This is a genomic window from Methylobacterium sp. Leaf93, from assembly GCF_001422345.1.
Taxonomy (GTDB): domain Bacteria; phylum Pseudomonadota; class Alphaproteobacteria; order Rhizobiales; family Beijerinckiaceae; genus Methylobacterium; species Methylobacterium bullatum.
Map to the genome: position 1 here is coordinate 22,780 of NZ_LMMS01000009.1, position 15,828 is coordinate 38,607.

General features: G+C 65.4%; 14 protein-coding genes and 1 other RNA gene. 8 read left to right on the forward strand and 7 right to left on the reverse strand.

What is annotated here, in order from left to right:
* Position 1 precedes the first annotated feature (1 nt).
* Positions 2-448, reverse strand: a complete 447-nt coding sequence (gene clpS / locus ASF26_RS07950) for an ATP-dependent Clp protease adapter ClpS (protein ID WP_244475873.1) — start codon at positions 446-448, stop codon at positions 2-4.
* 309 nt (positions 449-757) lie between these two features.
* On the reverse strand, positions 758-1,102 hold the full coding sequence (locus ASF26_RS07955; RefSeq protein WP_056251993.1) for a phasin family protein: 345 nt from the start codon (positions 1,100-1,102) through the stop codon (positions 758-760).
* A 300-nt stretch (positions 1,103-1,402) separates the two neighbouring features.
* On the opposite strand from ASF26_RS07955, the gene ASF26_RS07960 reads away from it, so the two are divergent.
* Positions 1,403-2,893: an SPOR domain-containing protein gene (locus ASF26_RS07960; RefSeq protein WP_056251890.1), complete on the forward strand. Its 1,491-nt coding sequence runs from the start codon at positions 1,403-1,405 to the stop codon at positions 2,891-2,893.
* A 146-nt stretch (positions 2,894-3,039) separates the two neighbouring features.
* On the opposite strand, the gene ASF26_RS07965 is transcribed toward ASF26_RS07960, so the two are convergent.
* Positions 3,040-3,753 carry a DnaJ domain-containing protein gene (locus ASF26_RS07965; protein ID WP_056251891.1) on the reverse strand — a complete coding sequence of 238 codons (714 nt, stop codon included), beginning with the start codon at positions 3,751-3,753 and terminating at the stop codon, positions 3,040-3,042.
* A gap of 341 nt (positions 3,754-4,094) precedes the next feature.
* The gene (locus ASF26_RS07975; RefSeq protein ID WP_056251899.1) at positions 4,095-5,228 is read right to left on the reverse strand and encodes a trypsin-like peptidase domain-containing protein; all 1,134 of its coding nucleotides are present in this window, start codon (positions 5,226-5,228) and stop codon (positions 4,095-4,097) included.
* A 424-nt stretch (positions 5,229-5,652) separates the two neighbouring features.
* Here ASF26_RS07975 and ASF26_RS07980 point away from each other — a divergent pair, with 424 nt between their 5' ends.
* A complete protein-coding gene (locus ASF26_RS07980; RefSeq protein ID WP_018044781.1) occupies positions 5,653-5,868 on the forward strand; it encodes a hypothetical protein in 216 nt (71 codons plus the stop codon).
* Between the two features lie 222 nt (positions 5,869-6,090).
* Here the strand turns inward: ASF26_RS07980 and ASF26_RS07985 are convergent, their stop codons facing one another.
* Complete coding sequence (locus ASF26_RS07985; protein ID WP_056251902.1) at positions 6,091-6,291, reverse strand: hypothetical protein; 201 nt, start codon at positions 6,289-6,291, stop codon at positions 6,091-6,093.
* A gap of 74 nt (positions 6,292-6,365) precedes the next feature.
* Positions 6,366-7,271, reverse strand: a complete 906-nt coding sequence (locus tag ASF26_RS07990) for a DUF817 domain-containing protein (protein WP_056251905.1) — start codon at positions 7,269-7,271, stop codon at positions 6,366-6,368.
* Positions 7,272-7,369: 98 nt separating this feature from the next.
* Here ASF26_RS07990 and ASF26_RS07995 point away from each other — a divergent pair, with 98 nt between their 5' ends.
* From ASF26_RS07995 to ASF26_RS08005, 3 genes are all read left to right on the forward strand, one after another.
* A complete protein-coding gene (locus ASF26_RS07995; protein ID WP_056251908.1) occupies positions 7,370-7,807 on the forward strand; it encodes a hypothetical protein in 438 nt (145 codons plus the stop codon).
* Between the two features lie 139 nt (positions 7,808-7,946).
* The gene (scpA, locus tag ASF26_RS08000; protein WP_056251910.1) at positions 7,947-10,112 is read left to right on the forward strand and encodes a methylmalonyl-CoA mutase; all 2,166 of its coding nucleotides are present in this window, start codon (positions 7,947-7,949) and stop codon (positions 10,110-10,112) included.
* 176 nt (positions 10,113-10,288) lie between these two features.
* Positions 10,289-11,722, forward strand: coding sequence for a mannose-1-phosphate guanylyltransferase/mannose-6-phosphate isomerase (locus ASF26_RS08005; RefSeq protein WP_056251913.1), 1,434 nt, complete (start codon positions 10,289-10,291; stop codon positions 11,720-11,722).
* Between the two features lie 15 nt (positions 11,723-11,737).
* On the opposite strand, the gene ASF26_RS08010 is transcribed toward ASF26_RS08005, so the two are convergent.
* Positions 11,738-13,273: a YifB family Mg chelatase-like AAA ATPase gene (locus ASF26_RS08010; protein WP_056251916.1), complete on the reverse strand. Its 1,536-nt coding sequence runs from the start codon at positions 13,271-13,273 to the stop codon at positions 11,738-11,740.
* A 145-nt stretch (positions 13,274-13,418) separates the two neighbouring features.
* On the opposite strand from ASF26_RS08010, the gene ASF26_RS08015 reads away from it, so the two are divergent.
* The 3 genes from ASF26_RS08015 (at position 13,419) to ASF26_RS08020 (ending at position 15,788) form a co-directional block, all read left to right on the forward strand.
* Entirely contained in the window at positions 13,419-13,682 is a 264-nt protein-coding gene (locus ASF26_RS08015) for a PepSY domain-containing protein (RefSeq protein WP_056251918.1), read from the forward strand.
* Positions 13,683-13,738: 56 nt separating this feature from the next.
* An RNA gene (gene ffs, locus ASF26_RS21930) (signal recognition particle sRNA small type) lies at positions 13,739-13,835 on the forward strand.
* 87 nt (positions 13,836-13,922) lie between these two features.
* Positions 13,923-15,788 (forward strand): DNA polymerase III subunit gamma/tau, encoded by a 1,866-nt coding sequence (locus ASF26_RS08020; protein WP_056251923.1) that lies wholly within the window; start codon positions 13,923-13,925, stop codon positions 15,786-15,788.
* The last annotated feature ends 40 nt before the right edge of the window (positions 15,789-15,828 follow it).

The following is a 15,828-nucleotide window of genomic DNA, read 5'->3' on the forward strand; positions in this document are numbered from 1 at the left end:
CCTATTTTTTTTCCATGACGCACTGGAGAGGATGTTGGTGTTTACGCGCGAAGTCCATGACCTGCGTCACCTTGGTCTCCGCCACCTCATAGGTAAAGATCCCGCACTCGCCGACGCCGTTCTGATGCACGTGCATCATGATCTGGTAGGCATCGGCCTGCGATTTGTTGAAAAATTTCTCGACCACGTGCACGACGAATTCCATCGGCGTGTAATCGTCGTTGAGAAGGAGCACGCGGTACAGGCTCGGCCGTTTGGTCTTGGGCTTGGTCCGCGTGATGATCGCCGTCCCCGAACGACCGTCGTCATTACCGCCCGGTCCTGTAGGATCGGCTGAGCGCGGCGTCGAAGGATCGGCAGGGATCACGCTATCATTCCCAGCGGTCGCGGCGAAGTCACCGTGATCCGTATCGGGGGAGACCAGACAACGCATCGGGTCGTCGGACATCGGAATAGCATCGACCCCATTTGTGGCAGAGGAGCCCGGACTCGGATTGTGAGAACCCGCCGGCTTCCCGACTGCACGCTGGCGCCGCGCGCCTGCTTCTCCGTCAATCTATAGGCCGTTTCCCGACTTCGCCAGTCGCCTGCGCGCACTTGTCCGGTAAGCAGCGCCATGGGGTGGCGTCCCGGGCGGGCATTGGTCATCGATGCCGCTGGGAAGTGCCGTGCCGCACGAGAAAGGGCGATCAAGCCTCGCTCGACCGCCCTTCGGCTATTTCCCGATGCATTGCCGGCTCTGGCGCCGGACAATGGGTCAGTTCGTGGCGGAAAGCTTGATCTTGGTCAGGCCTTCCAGCGGCTTGCCGATCTCTTTGGCGAGTTCGCTGTACAGGCCGCCGACGAGCTTCGCCTGGGCGACGAGACGCTCATAGGATGCCTTCATGAACTCGGCCTGGATTTCCATGGCGCTCTGAGGAGTCTTGGCCTCGGCCAGCTTCTTCATGGTGGCGGTACCCTGCTCGAAGGACTGCTTGGTGAAGTCCGCCATCTCGGTACCGACGGTCTGGTTCGTCCGGGCGACGAGCGACACGCTCTTCATCGCCGAATCGAAGCCGGACTTGTCGAAGGCGGGGATCTTGTCGAAGGGCTGGAAAGTCATGGGATGCGAGATACCCTTGCGGGCATTCCTCTGGGGCCGGATGTCGACAAGGCCGGTTCCCCGACCCGCGGAATCGACCAACGTCGCCTGTATGTGCAATGCACCATGGATCGTCAAGATTTATATTGCACCGCAGCGAAAGCTGGCAAATTGATGCTGAGGCATTAACCGGGCCGTAACCGCGTCGACCTAGCCTGATTGACAGATGTTGCGAGGGTACGGCGGCACGTTCGCCGGCCTTGCAGCGATGATGCAGTGCAAGCCGACCTCAGGGTCGGTTGTCGAGGACACCCCGTCGCGATGCGTAGCGTTCCGAGTCGCTCCCGGACGACCCATGGACTGCCGGCCCTGATTGCGGCCGCAGCCGTTCTTACGGCCATCGCCTCGCCCGCCGACGCGCGTCGTGGGCACCATCACCGGGGCGGCGGCGGGGGATACAACCCGCCCTACGCCGCCATGGTGATCGACGTGAAGACGGGCCGCACCCTGCATGCGGTCAACGAGGATTCCCTCCGCCACCCTGCGTCGATCACGAAGGTGATGACGCTCTACATGCTGTTCGAACAGCTCGAGCGTGGTCGTTTCAACCTCGACTCGCCCCTGACCATTTCGGCATTCGCCGCCGCTCGGCCGCCGTCCAAGCTCGGTCTCCGGCCCGGCTCGACGATCGAGGTGGAGGACGCGATCAAGGCGATCGTGACGAAATCGGCCAATGACGTGGCCTGCGCCATCGGCGAGAACATCGCCGGCTCGGAGCCGAAATTCGCCGAGATGATGACCCGCAAGGCACAGGCCCTGGGCATGACCCGGACCAACTACGCCAATGCCTCGGGCCTGCCCGATGCGGACCAGATCACCACGGCGCGCGACCTGACCATCCTCGCCCGGGCGATCCAGGACCGGTTTCCGCGCTACTACAAGTACTTCCAGACCCGCTCCTTCGCCTTCCGCGGCCGGGTCATCGGCAACCACAACCGCCTCCTCGGTAATGTCGAGGGCGTCGACGGCATTAAGACCGGCTACACTCGTGATTCCGGCTTCAACCTGATGACCGCCGCCAAGTCCGACGACCGCCAGATCGTGGCCATCGTGCTCGGCGGAAAGTCCGGTGCCAGCCGCGACCGCATCATGGCCGATCTCGTTCGAGCGAACCTGCCCCGCGCCTATGCCGGCAACCGCCAGGCACCGCCGGTGACGGAAGTCGCTGAGCGTGGCCGCCCGGCCGTGGTGGCTGACGCCACGTCGCGGACGCGCACGCAGGTCGCCTCGGCCGACGACGAGGAGATCGAGGTGGAGACCACCGCCTCGACCCAACCCCTCGACATCAGCCCGCGCCAGACCACGACCCCTGGAAGCGCCGGTGCCAAGTGGCGGAGCGGCGCCCTCCCGACCTCGGCTCAGGCCTATGCACCGAGCAGCGCGCCCGCCGCTTTCCCCGGAACCAAGCCTTCGCCCAGCGGCAAGTCGGATGCACGTCTCGCATCGGTCGATGGCGCCCGGCCCGAGCCGGCCCCGAAGTCAGCGTCCACGAGCCGCGTCACGCCCACCGCCTGGGTGATCCAGCTCGGTGCCATGGACGACGAAGACAAGGCGAAGTCGATGCTGTCCGAGGCGCGCAGCCGCGCCGGAAGCGCCCTGTCCAAGGCCTCGCCCTACACGGTCAGGGTCGATCATGGCGGCGCCATCCTCTACCGGGCCCGGTTCTCGGGCTTCAGCGAACAGGAAGCCGCGCAGGACGCCTGCTCGACCCTGAAGCGCAATGGCTTCAATTGCTTCGCCACGCGAAGCTGAAACCCGCCATCGCGACGGCTTAGCTTTTCAGAAGCTGGAAGCCCTCCTGACATCGGTGACGACGCCATTTGCGTCCTCGCCGAACCCAGTCGGCTGTTCGCCGGCCGGGTCCGATCGAGCAATTTTCTGGCAACGCGCGTGGAGTATCAGCGATGTCGGCTCACAAGCCTGTCTCGGGCCGCGTTGATGCGCGAAGCCCCCTCGACCGTTCCACCCTGGTCGGGATGCCACCGTTTCATCAGCGAGCGATGAGCCGTGCGGATCTGCTGCAAGGTCGCCCCGCTCTCAAGCCCCAGGATCTGGTGGGCCTCCTCCTGCGTCATCGCCCCTGGATCCGGCGGACGGCGCGACCGCGCGTCGGAATCTCTCTCAGCGTCTACACGCCCGGCGGCCGTTCTGCCGTCGAGATACGTTTGTAAACGGCGTGCGGCGATGCGGTCGACCTTGCGGCAGACCGCGAGGATCTGCATGAGCGCCGCTTCAGGAAGCTGCGACAGGCGCCGCCCGGCATAGGGACCGATCTGGACGATCCCATCTGCGGTCCGCCCGTCGGGCATCACCTCAAACAGTACGATCGTGGGGCGCGAGACGGCTGCGCGCCTGAACAGGCCGCGAAGCCGGACGACCACGGCATCGACACCGTCGAGGAACCAGAACGCGACGCCCCCGAACAGGATCGCGAGTTCGATCCGACTGCGAACCGCAGCCACGCCGGCGAGGGCAAGCAGGACATAGCCGCCGATCCGTTTCGCCACCCGCGGCGTGATCAGCCGACCCAGGCGCCGGACGAGATGGGGTTTGGCGGTCTTGGCGTACCACCACAGGACGAAGAGGGCTACGAGGGCGGCGAGGAACGTCATCGGCGCATGTCGCGGTCAATCGCGACCCGTCCGCCGATCCTGACCTGGACATCGCCGATCCGGTGGGAACCACTCTGCGCCCCCACCTGCTCAGCGCTGCGATCCGGACACATGTCGCGCGGCGGGAGGCGCCCCCCCTCGTGAGCATCGTCGGGGCACAGGCGCCGCGCCCCGTCCCTCGCTGCGGCCGGCATCACGCCAAGCACGAGCGCAACGCAGACGAGGGATCGGGACAGGAGGGCCTTCGTCGTCATTGCAGTGTCTTGCGTGTTGTCGTGCTGCGCGGTTTCAACCCTACTGCACCGGAAATGGCCTTTGTGACAGCCCGGACCGGGAAAGCCTTATTGCCGCGTCTCGGCCACATCCGCCGTGATGACCTTCACCTTGCGGATGCGCCCGTCCCGCTCGACAGCGAGCTCGATGGATTTGCCGATGCCCGCCGCTTCCATCGCGGCGGTAAGGTCGGCCAGGCGGTGCACGGGCTGCCCGGCCGCTCCGATGATGACGTCCCCTATCGTGCCGGTCTCGACATCAACACCGCGCAATCCGGCTTCGGCGGCAGGCGATCCGCGCAGGATCCGCAGCACCACGACACCGTCGATCCCGAGGCGCGCGGCGGTGGCCTCCTGCCCGGCAATGATGCCGATACCCGGATTGCGGGTGCGGCCGTTGCGAATGAGTTCGGGGACGACCCGGTTCACTACGTCCACGGGGATCGCGAAGCCGATGCCGGCGCTGGCACCCGAGGGAGAATAGATCGCCGTGTTGACGCCCACGAGGCGTCCCGCGGAATCGAGGAGCGGCCCACCGGAATTGCCGGGATTGATTGCGGCGTCGGTCTGGATCACGCCGGACAGCTCCCTCCCCTCCCCCGTGGGGAGGCGGCGGCGAAGGGCGCTGATGACGCCTGTCGTCAGGGTATGATCAAGGCCGAACGGGTTGCCGATGGCGAAGGCCGCCTGCCCGACCTTGAGATCCGCCGAGGTACCGATGGCCAGCGGCGGCGGAACGGCACCGGAGCCGCCGAGGCGAAGCACGGCGAGGTCGTAGCTCGGCGCGGTCCCGACGATGGTCGCCGGGCGGACCTCCCCCGAGGATAGGCGGACGGACACCGATCCGCCCCGCTGGGCCGCGCCCGCCACCACATGATTGTTGGTGACCACATGCCCGGCGGCATCCCAGACGAAGCCCGTGCCCGTCTGCGCGCCGTTGCCCCCTTCGCCCTCCTCGGAATCGGGACTCATCAGGGAACGCCCCTGGGCGGCGGCTTGGGCGAAGACATGCACGACCGACGGGCTCGCACGCTCGAACAGGGTCGCGGTGGATGTTTCGGATGAAGCCAGATCCCCCCGCGCCGTGATCGCCCGAGGGGTTTCAGCCGAGAACAGGAGCGCCGCCACATAGGGCTGTCCGACGTAGAGCGCCATGAGCACCAGGGCCGCCGTGATCGCCATGCGGCCGAAGCGATCCGACATGTCACATCCCCTTCCCAGCTTTGGAAAAATTCTGGACTGCGTCCGTCGCATTAACTGGTCGGTCACCCATCTCCGTTCAACTGTTTTGGCGGGCGGCACGATCCGAGTGCGCGGGCACACGGTTCCGTCCCAAGGTTCAGGCTACAAGTTCAAGCAGCACTATCACCCTCAACTTTCCATCATAAAAAGAGGGCGTCCCAGGGCAGCCGCTTCAAGCTTTGTGTCCAAAACATGATGTTTAAGGCGGGGGATAAAGGATCGGGTCTGCCATACTCACCATGGCAATGCCAAAATTGATCGCAAAGCTGCCCTAGAGATGCTTCCATTCTCACGGAAACACGTCCCGCGCTGGCTGCACCGTATGTTGGCTCAGCAGCACAGACCCGCGGGGAACGACCCTCTCAGGTTCAAGGAAAACATCGTCATGGAAACCGAAGCCCTCGAACGTCCTGCCGATCTGACGATCTGGCGGACCACCCCCGTCCCGGCGCCGCTGGCCCAGCCCGCGCGCTACGGCACCCTTCGCGAGGCGATCGAGGCCGCCGCAGGCGCCTTGACCGACCCGGCAAAGCAGCCGTGGATCATCACCGAGGAAGGCGAAATTCTCTCGCCGAACTGGATCCGCACCTACCTCAACTGAGGTGATGCGGCCACTTGCGGCCTCCTGACGAGGCCTGGAAGACCCAGCCGCCGGCGCGGAACCGACCGCGCCGCGCAGCGGATGCGCCGATCATGTCGTCAACCGAGCCGAGCTGACTGTTACGTTTTTCCAGACCCTCAGCGACACGCACGACCCATCTTGCGGGATGACCCGCCCCGATGCAGGCACTCATCCGGAGCTCCAGAAGATGGTTACCGGGGCTCAGACCTGCCGGTCCAAGACAGTCCCCTGGCCTTCGGGAAGAACGGCCTTCTGTTGATCGGCGGATTGCTGCAAGAGCTGAGCGATGGCCCGATCACTCTCACCTTGCTTGCGTATGAAGGTCGTCTGCATCGACTCCCGCGTCGCAGCACTCTGGTTCGAGACGATCGACTGTGCGAGGCCGGCGATGGAATCACTCATGAACGGGGCTCCTCATGGCTCGGACGGGCTTAGACCGCTCGATCTTGCCAAACACTGAAGAAAGCCAATCGCTATTATTGGTAATGTCCCCGTTCGATCTCGCCATGCCGATAAACCTCCGGCTTGTTTACGAGGGTGACCAGAACGTAGGAAACGATCATCAGCAGGTACCAGGCCCCAAGTTTCTGCCAGGAAACCATCGCCCAGGTCGATATCTGGTTAGGATAGAGCCAGACACGCGCTCCGGTACCGATGTTCTCGGCCAGCCAGATGAACATGGCGACGAGCAGGAAGCCCAGGAGAAGCGGCATCCGCCGGTGTAACCGCCAGACCTTGAAATGCACCCAAGTTCGGCCGAACAAAAGTACCGTCGCAGTGAACAAGCCGAGGCGGATGTCCACCACGTAATGGTGCGTGAAGAAGTTCACGTAGATCCCTGCGGCCAGCAGGAGCGTCGCACCGGTGCCGGGATGGTGGGTGAAGCGGAAATCGAACAGGCGCCACACCCGGGCGATGTAGGAGCCGATGCTCGCATACATGAAGCCTGTGAAGAGCGGCACGCCGGCGATGCGGAGCAGGCTGGCCTCCGGATAGATCCATGACCCGACGGCGGTCTTGAAGATCTCCATCACCGTCCCGACCGCATGGAAGAGCGCGATCACTTTCGCCTCCTCCCAGGTCTCCATGCGCAGGGCGAGAAGGGCAACCTGGATCATCACGGCCGAGAGGGTCAACATGTCGTATCGGCTGAGCGTGGCCTGGGCGGGATAGAGCAGGTAGCTGCCGATCAGGAGGGCGCACAGCAATCCGCCGAACAGGCATGCCCATCCCTGCTTGATGCCGAAACGCAGGAATTCGTAGACCCCGGCCACCAGAGGTCCACGTGCCAGAGCCAAGGCGCCGACCCGCGCCTCGATGGCGACGAACCGGGCGATGGGGCGCCAGAGGCGGGCCGCGCTGGCGGTCGGATTGTCTGTCACAGCGGTTGTTCCGAAGCTTTTGCAATCTCCCTTTACCCAAATGGAGACGTGGCCCACATTGAAGCTTGGCCTTATCGATCGCGCGTGGGACGGAGCGTTTGACGATCCACACGCTGTCCGACGAATCCGATCCCGAGACACGCCGCGTGCGGCGGAATCTCGCCCGGCTTCAGGTTCTCCTCGAACGCCGCCGCGTACGCGCCCTGGCCATGCGCGGTGTCCGTGGGGCGCTCGGCGGCGGCGCGAGCTTCGCCGCCCTGGTGAAGCTGAAGCTCGCCGGCTCTGTGGTGCTCAAGGGCGGGCTAGCCCTGCTCGTCGGGCTCTGCTTCGCCTGGCCTGTCGTGGCCGGTCTCCTCCTCGCGCTCGTTCTCGTCGTCCTCGCCGTCGTGGGCGCCTTCGAGGGCGAAGCGCCGAGTTGTCCCGATTCATGCTGGAGCGCCTCGACGCGACGTGACAGATTGCGCGAGCTGATCGACGAGCGTCTCGGATGGCTCGAAAACCGCACCGGCCCGGCACCGCGATATCGCCGACCGTGACGGGATTTTCCCGTTCGTCGAACCGGGATTGACCGGTCCGATGAGGTCACTGTTTCTCAAAATGGATTTGAGAGGGATAGCCCGAAGCCGGTGCTTCACTATAATGCTTCGCCAAACGCCGTCGCACGAGTTCGATCACATGACGTCCCGTATCCCAGATTTCGCGAACGTCCCCTACGCGGCAGATGCCTTCACGGCGCCAGCGCCGCCGGTGGGCGAGCCATGGATGACGCCCGAGGGCATCCCGGTGAAAGGCGTGTACGGGCCGGAGGATCGCGAGGGGATCGAGTTTCTCCATACCTATCCGGGTGTGGCGCCCTACCTGCGCGGCCCCTACCCGACCATGTACGTGACCCAGCCCTGGACGATCCGGCAATATGCCGGCTTCTCCACGGCGGAGGATTCGAACGCGTTCTATCGGCGCAACCTCGCTGCCGGGCAGAAAGGCCTGTCGGTCGCCTTCGATCTCGCCACCCATCGTGGCTACGATTCCGATCACCCGCGCGTCTCGGGCGATGTCGGCATGGCCGGCGTGGCGATCGATTCGATCTACGACATGCGGACGCTGTTCTCGGGCATCCCGCTGGACGAGATGACCGTGTCGATGACGATGAACGGCGCGGTGCTGCCGATCCTCGCCCTCTACATCGTAGCGGCCGAGGAGCAGGGTGTGCCGCCCGAGAAGCTCGCGGGCACGATCCAGAACGACATCCTGAAGGAGTTCATGGTCCGCAACACCTACATCTACCCGCCAGCGGGTTCGATGCGGATCATCGGCGATATCTTCGCCTACACCTCGGCCCATATGCCGAAGTTCAATTCGATCTCTATCTCGGGCTACCACATGCAGGAGGCCGGGGCGACGAACGACCTCGAACTCGCCTACACGCTCGCCGACGGCGTCGAGTACATCAAGGCGGGTCTCGCGGCAGGGCTCACCATCGACAAGTTCGCCCCGCGCCTGTCGTTCTTCTGGGCGATCTCGACGAACTTCTTCATGGAAATCGCCAAGATGCGAGCGGCGCGCCTGATCTGGGCCAAGCTCGTGAAGGAATTCGAGCCAAAGACCGACAAGTCCCTGCCCCTGCGTACCCATAGCCAGACATCAGGCTGGTCGCTGACCGCGCAGGACGTGTTCAACAACGTCACCCGCACCTGTATCGAGGCGATGGCAGCGACGCAGGGCGGGACGCAATCGCTCCACACCAACGCCCTCGACGAAGCACTTGCACTGCCGACGGACTTCTCGGCCCGCATCGCCCGCAACACACAGTTGTTCCTGCAGCAGGAGAGTGGCACCACGCGCATCGTCGATCCGTGGGGCGGCTCCTACTATGTTGAGAAGCTCACCCAGGACATCGTCGCCCGCGCCTGGGAGCACCTGCGCGAAGTCGAGGAACTCGGCGGGATGGCCAAGGCAATCGAGGCCGGTATCCCCAAGCTGCGCATCGAGGAAGCGGCGGCCCGCGCCCAGGCCCGGATCGATTCCGGCCGTCAGACCATCGTCGGCGTCAACAAATTTAAGCCCGAGGACGACCGCGCCATCGAGCTGATGCGCGTCGACAACGGCAATGTCCGCATGCTCCAGATCGACAAGCTCAAGAGGCTGCGCGCCGAGCGCAACCAGGTCGACGTCGATGCGGCCCTTGCGGCGCTGACCGCAGCCGCGCAGGGAGAGGGCAATCTCCTGGCTCTAGGTGTCGAGGCCGCCCGCGCGAAGGCCACGGTCGGAGAGATTTCCGACGCGCTGGAAAAGGCCTGGGGCCGGCATCGTGCCGAGATCCGCTCGATCTCGGGCGTCTACAAGCGAGAGGTGGGTGGCATGTCCCCGGTGGTAGAGACCGTTCGTCAACTCGTTGAGACCTTCGAGGAGAATGACGGGCGGCGCCCCCGCATCCTCGTCGCCAAGATGGGCCAGGATGGCCACGACCGGGGCCAAAAGGTGATCGCCTCGGCCTTCGCCGATCTCGGCTTCGACGTCGATATCGGACCGCTCTTCGCCACCCCCGCCGAGGCCGCGCGCCAGGCTGTGGAGAACGACGTCCACATCGTTGGCGTGTCGTCCCTGGCCGCTGGCCACCTGACGCTTGTGCCTGAATTGAAGGCAGCCCTGACCGAGCAAGGCCGGGGAGACGTCATGATCGTGATCGGCGGCGTAATCCCCCCGGGCGACTACCCCGCCCTCTATGCTGCGGGCGCATCAGCGATTTTCCCGCCCGGCACGGTCATTGCTGAGGCGGCCGTCAAGCTGATCGAGGAGTTGAACGGGAGGCTCGGCTACAACGCCCAGCAGGCCGCTGAGTAAGATGACGGCATTGTGCCATCGGTATTCATGAGGATAGCGCCAACGCCGTTGCCGGACGCTGGACCCCTGCCTGATTCGTCTCCATCGCATATTCTGCTCCGGACCGGGTTGGTTGCGGCGCAGCAAGATTGTAGTTCCTTGCTTTGTACTGAATCTGGAATTGAGAGTTGACGCCGATGGCCTCAGGATTTTCCGACCTCATCCATCCGGTCATCCTCTGCGGTGGCTCCGGTACGCGATTGTGGCCTGCCTCGCGCGAGAGCATGCCGAAGCAGTTCACGCCACTCGTGAATGCCGATAGTTCGACCTTCCAGGACACCGCCCGTCGGGTCGCGGATGGAACCGCGTTCTCGCGACCGACGATAATCACCAGCAGCGATGCCCGCTTCATCGTGGCCGAGCAGCTGCTTCAGGCCGAAGTCCAGGCGGACATCGTACTTGAGCCCGAGCGTCGCGACTCAGCTGCGGCCGTCGCGGTTGCCGCTCTCCATGCAGCCCGGCGCGACCCGGAAGCGGTGGTGCTCATCCTGGCAGCCGATCACGTCATCGGCGATACGGCTGCCTTCGTGGATGCTGCGCGCGCCGCCGCCGTTGGTGCCCGGGCCGGACGGATTATGACACTCGGGATCGAGCCCACCGCACCGTCCACGGCCTATGGCTATATCCGCAAGGGCGCATCGATCGACGGGGTCGAAGGCGCATATGAGGTCGGGCGCTTCGTGGAGAAGCCCAACCGCCACGGTGCGGAAAGCCTGATCGCCGACGGTGCCCTGTGGAACAGCGGCTACTTCCTGTTCCGGGCCGACGTCATGCTGGCCGAGCTGGAGACCTATGCTCCGGAAATCCTGGCCGCGACCCGCGCCGCTCTCGATGGGGCAACGACCGATCTCGACTTCCTGCGCCTGGATGCTCCCGCCTTCGCAAGCGCGCCGAAGACCTCGATCGATTATGCCGTGATGGAGCGGACTGATCGCGCCGGAGTCTTGCCGGTGTCCTTCCCCTGGTCCGATGTCGGTACCTGGGACGCGGTCTGGGACGTGTTGCCCCGTGATGCGTTGGGTAATGCCGTGCGCGGTCGCGTGGAACTCGTCGAGACCCGCGGCAGCCTCGTGCATAGCGAAGGCGAGCATCTCACCGCCGTGGTGGGTCTCGACGACATCGTCGTGGTTTCGACCCCGGACGCCGTCCTCGTCACTTCGAAGGCCAAGGCTGGCCTCGTCAAGGAGCTGGTCACGCAGCTGCGCGAGAAGGCCCATCCCGAGGCCGATGCGCACCGCCGAATGTTCCGCCCCTGGGGCTGGTACCAGCGCATCGATATCGGCGAACGTTTCCAAGTGAAACGCATCATGGTGACGCCGGGCGGCCGGCTCTCGCTGCAGAAGCATTTCCACCGGGCGGAGCATTGGGTCGTCGTGCGCGGAACCGCCGAGGTCACCGTGGATGATCGCGTCGTGCTGGTCCACGAGAACGAGGCGGTCTACCTGCCCATCGGTTCGATGCATCGCCTCACCAATCCGGGCAAGATCCCCCTCGAACTCATCGAGGTCCAGGTCGGATCCTATACCGGTGAGGACGACATCATCCGCGTCGAGGACATCTACGGACGATAGGCGCGACGGCCGGGCTCAGGCGGCTACGGGTCGCTCGACCCGGCCGCGATACGACAGGGCCTCGGCGAGATGGAGGCGGCGCACCCGCTCGTCGCCGTCGAGATCCGCCAGGGTTCTTGCCACGCGCAGCACGCGGTGGAAGCCTCGTGCCGAGAGGCGCATTGTCTCCGCCGCGTTGCGGATCAGAGCCGTACCGTCTGCATCAGGCGCCGCCATCTCCTCGATCAACGGCACCGGACAGGTCGCATTCGTGATGACGCCGGTGAGGCCGTGCGCCGCGAAACGTGCGGCCTGCAGCGCCCTTGCCGAGGCCACTCGTGCCGCTGTCTCCGCCGAGCCTTCGGCCGGAGGAGGCAAGATCAGATCGGCCGCCGTGACGGCACCGACTTCGATCCGCAAGTCGATGCGATCGAGGAGCGGCCCTGAGATACGAGCGCCATACTGGGCGACGCAGCGGTCGTTGGGGCCGCGCCGGCAGGCATAGCCCGGCTCCAGCGCCTGACCGCACCGACAGGGATTCATGGCGGCAATTAGCTGGAACCGGGCGGGATACGTCACCCGATTGTTGGCGCGGGCTATCATGACCTCGCCGGTTTCCATCGGCTGGCGCAGGGAATCGAGCACCTGCGGCGTGAACTCGGGAAGCTCGTCGAGGAAGAGCACGCCGCCATGCGCCAGCGAGGCCTCGCCAGGGCGGGCATTAATACCACCCCCAACGAGCGCAGCCATCGACGCCGAATGGTGAGGTTGCCGGAACGGCCGACGGTTCGACAGCGCTCCGCCTTTCAACTCACCGGCAACCGATTGGATCATCGAGACTTCTAGGAGTTCGCGGGGCCCGAGCGGCGGCAGGATGGAGGGAAGTCGGGCCGCGAGCATCGATTTGCCCGCGCCGGGCGGGCCATTCATCAGGAGGTTGTGGCCTCCGGCGGCGGCGATCTCCAGGGCACGCTTGGCTCCCTCCTGGCCCTTGATGTCGCGAAGGTCTGGCAACCGTCCCGTGGTCGTGGCCACGGCCGGCTCGGGGCGTGCCATGACTTGACTGCCCTTGAAATGGTTCGCGAGCTGGATGAGCGAGCGCGGGGCAAGAACGTCCATGTCGCCACCGGCCCAGGCCGCTTCGGGCCCCGTCGCGGCCGGGCAGATCAGACCGAGCCCCCGCGAATTCGCCGCCATGGCGGCAGGCAAGACGCCATTCACCGCTGTGATCGTGCCGTCGAGGGCGAGCTCGCCGAGAACGCAATAACCGGCGAGCGCATCGGGCGGGATCGCGCCGATGGCGGCCATCACCGCGAGCGCGATCGGCAGATCGTAATGCGATCCCTCCTTCGGCAAGTCCGCGGGGGCGAGGTTGACGGTGATGCGCTTCGCCGGAAGCGCCAGTCCCGATGCAATCAGGGCCGAGCGGACGCGCTCCCGTGATTCTGCCACGGCCTTGTCGGCCAGACCGACCACCATGAAGACCACGGCGCCGGGGGCGATCTGCACCTGCACGTCGACGGCACGCGCCTCGATTCCCTCGAAGGCAACGGTGGCGACGCGGGTGACCATGGTTTCGAGCCTCTGAGCTTAAGGCCAAGGTTATGGCGAGCCGACGCCCGTGACAACCAGCGCGTGCGTCCTTGCAGAATTGTCATGGAACTCCCGCAGGGCTGTACCGTTCGCAACCGTCTGATTTCCGACCAAGGAGATTTACATGTCGATCAAGACCGCCGGATTCGTAGCTATTGCCCTCGGTTTCTTCCTGCCCGTAACCGCCTTCGCCGACAGGGCACCGACGCCCGAGGAACTCACCAAGATCGAGGCGACCCTGAAGAAGGAAGGCTTCGTGAAGTGGAAGAAGATCGAGGTCGAGGATCACGAGATCGACGTGGACGACGCCATCGATGCCAACGGCAAGCAGTTCGACCTTGAGCTCGACCCCAAGACCTTCGCCATCACCACCCGCGAAGCGGAATAGACGTCCGGCCTCGTGAGGCGCTTGCGTTACGCCAAAGCGCCGGCCATATAGCGCTCGGGAGGTTGGCGAGGGACGTTTCACTCGCCAACCGGGTCAGGTCCGGAAGGAAGCAGCCCTAACGAGACCGAGCGGGTCTTCGTCCAGCCTCCCACCTTCGTCGATCCTCACCGATCGACCTGTCCGAGGCCCCGCGTGGCGGCATTCCCCCGACCCGGGGCCGTTCGAACCACGCAAGGCGGCATGGACGCGACTTCCGGCACACCGAGCGATCTTCCCGGCCTACCGGGCTTGCCCGAGCCCGTGCCGGCGGTGACGCCCTATCGGGTGCTCGCCCGCAAGTACCGCCCGCAAAATTTTGACGACCTGATCGGCCAGGGTGCCATGGTGCGCACGCTCGCCAATGCGTTCGCGGCCAACCGCATTCCGCAGGCGTGGATGCTCACCGGTGTGCGCGGCGTCGGGAAGACGACGACGGCCCGCATCCTCGCACGAGGCCTTAACTACGTCCGCGACGGCCATCCCGATACCGGCCCTACCATCGCCATGCCGGAGCTCGGCCGCCATTGCCAGGCGATCATGGAATCCCGGCACATGGACGTGCTGGAAATGGATGCCGCCTCGCATACCGGCATCGACGACGTGCGCGGCATCATCGACGGCATCCGCTACTCGCCGGTCTCGGCCCGCTACAAGGTCTACATCGTCGACGAGGTCCACATGCTCTCCGAGAAGGCGTTCAACGCCTTCCTGAAGACCCTGGAAGAGCCGCCGCCTCACGCAAAGTTCGTCTTCGCCACCACCGAGATCCGCAAAGTGCCGGTGACGATCCTGTCACGCTGCCAGCGCTTCGATCTGCGCCGAGTCGAGGCCGACACCATGGTCGCGCATCTCGCGCGGATCTGTTCGGCCGAGAATGTCGAGGCAGAGCCGGAAGCCCTGGCGGCGATCACCCGCGCCGCCGAAGGCTCCGTGCGCGATGCGCTCTCGCTTCTCGATCAGGCCATCGCCCACGGAGCTGGTCTCGTGACCGGGGCGAGCGTGCGCGACATGCTCGGCCTCGCCGACAGGGGGCGGATCGTCGACCTCTTCGAGGCGGTCATGCGCGGCGACGTTCCGGCGAGCTTCGCGGAAGTGCGTGGCCAGTACGAGGCAGGTGCCGACCCGGCGGTGATCCTGTCGGATCTCGCGAGCTTCACCCATCTTGTCACCCGCCTGAAGCTAGTGCCCGAGGCCGCCGCCGCGGACCCTACGCTCAGTGCCGACGAGCGCGGCCGGGGCGGCGCATTCGCGGCCAAGCTCTCGGTGCGCGCCCTGTCACGGGCGTGGCAGATACTTCTGAAGGCCATCCCCGAGGTCCAGGTCGCGGCAAGACCGCTGGCCGCCGCAGAGATGGCGCTCGTGCGCCTCGCCTATGCGGCCGATCTCCCGACGCCGGACGAGGCGCTGAGGCACCTGAGGACCGAGGCTCTGGCATCGCCTCAGACGAACGCGCCACCCTCCAGCTCCCCGCCCGCTCCCAGCAGTGCCCTGTCTCCTCCCCAGCCCTCGCCCCCGGCATCGGTGGAGCCGCCGCCGCGACCGGCCTTGACTCTGGCGGCCAGCGGCGGCGTGCGGGCGGCCCTTGTACCGTCGCCTATTCCGCACATTCCCGCCGTCTCGGCCGGTCCGCGTCTCACGCGGCTCGAGGACGTCGTGGCGATGGCCGACGAGCGGCGCGATATCGGCCTCAAGATGGCCCTCGAACGTGAGGTCCATCTCGTCCGTTTCGAGGAGGGCCGGATCGAATTCCGTCTCGCCGACGGCGGTCGCCAGAGTCTCGCCAACGATCTCGCCCGGTCCCTGGACGCCTGGACGGGGCAGCGCTGGATCGTCGCCATCTCGAAGGAGGCGGGCGAGCCGACCCTCGCCTACAAGGCCCGCGCCGCTCTCGAATCACGCCATGAGAATGCCGCCGCCCACCCCCTGGTGCGGGAGGTCCTGGCACGCTTTCCGGGCGCTCAGATCGTCGATGTTCGGGACAAGGCCCCTCCTGTCGAGATAGCCGAAAGCGTCGACCTCGCCGGTCCGGAGACCTCGGTCGGCGACGAACCGGACGACGAAGCGTAGCGTTCCTTCAGGCGCCACCCCAGATCACGTTCCCCGCAAC

Excerpts from the sequence above, each read along its gene's own strand:
- clpS (WP_244475873.1), bottom strand. The coding sequence starts at position 448 with ATGTCCGACGACCCGATGCGTTGTCTGGTCTCCCCCGATACGGATCAC.
- ASF26_RS07955 (WP_056251993.1), bottom strand. The coding sequence starts at position 1,102 with ATGACTTTCCAGCCCTTCGACAAGATCCCCGCCTTCGACAAGTCCGGC.
- ASF26_RS07960 (WP_056251890.1), top strand. The coding sequence starts at position 1,403 with ATGCGTAGCGTTCCGAGTCGCTCCCGGACGACCCATGGACTGCCGGCC.
- ASF26_RS07965 (WP_056251891.1), bottom strand. The coding sequence starts at position 3,753 with ATGACGTTCCTCGCCGCCCTCGTAGCCCTCTTCGTCCTGTGGTGGTAC.
- ASF26_RS07975 (WP_056251899.1), bottom strand. The coding sequence starts at position 5,228 with ATGTCGGATCGCTTCGGCCGCATGGCGATCACGGCGGCCCTGGTGCTC.
- ASF26_RS07980 (WP_018044781.1), top strand. The coding sequence starts at position 5,653 with ATGGAAACCGAAGCCCTCGAACGTCCTGCCGATCTGACGATCTGGCGG.
- ASF26_RS07985 (WP_056251902.1), bottom strand. The coding sequence starts at position 6,291 with ATGAGTGATTCCATCGCCGGCCTCGCACAGTCGATCGTCTCGAACCAG.
- scpA (WP_056251910.1), top strand. The coding sequence starts at position 7,947 with ATGACGTCCCGTATCCCAGATTTCGCGAACGTCCCCTACGCGGCAGAT.
- ASF26_RS08005 (WP_056251913.1), top strand. The coding sequence starts at position 10,289 with ATGGCCTCAGGATTTTCCGACCTCATCCATCCGGTCATCCTCTGCGGT.
- ASF26_RS08010 (WP_056251916.1), bottom strand. The coding sequence starts at position 13,273 with ATGGTCACCCGCGTCGCCACCGTTGCCTTCGAGGGAATCGAGGCGCGT.
- ASF26_RS08015 (WP_056251918.1), top strand. The coding sequence starts at position 13,419 with ATGTCGATCAAGACCGCCGGATTCGTAGCTATTGCCCTCGGTTTCTTC.
- ASF26_RS08020 (WP_056251923.1), top strand. The coding sequence starts at position 13,923 with ATGGACGCGACTTCCGGCACACCGAGCGATCTTCCCGGCCTACCGGGC.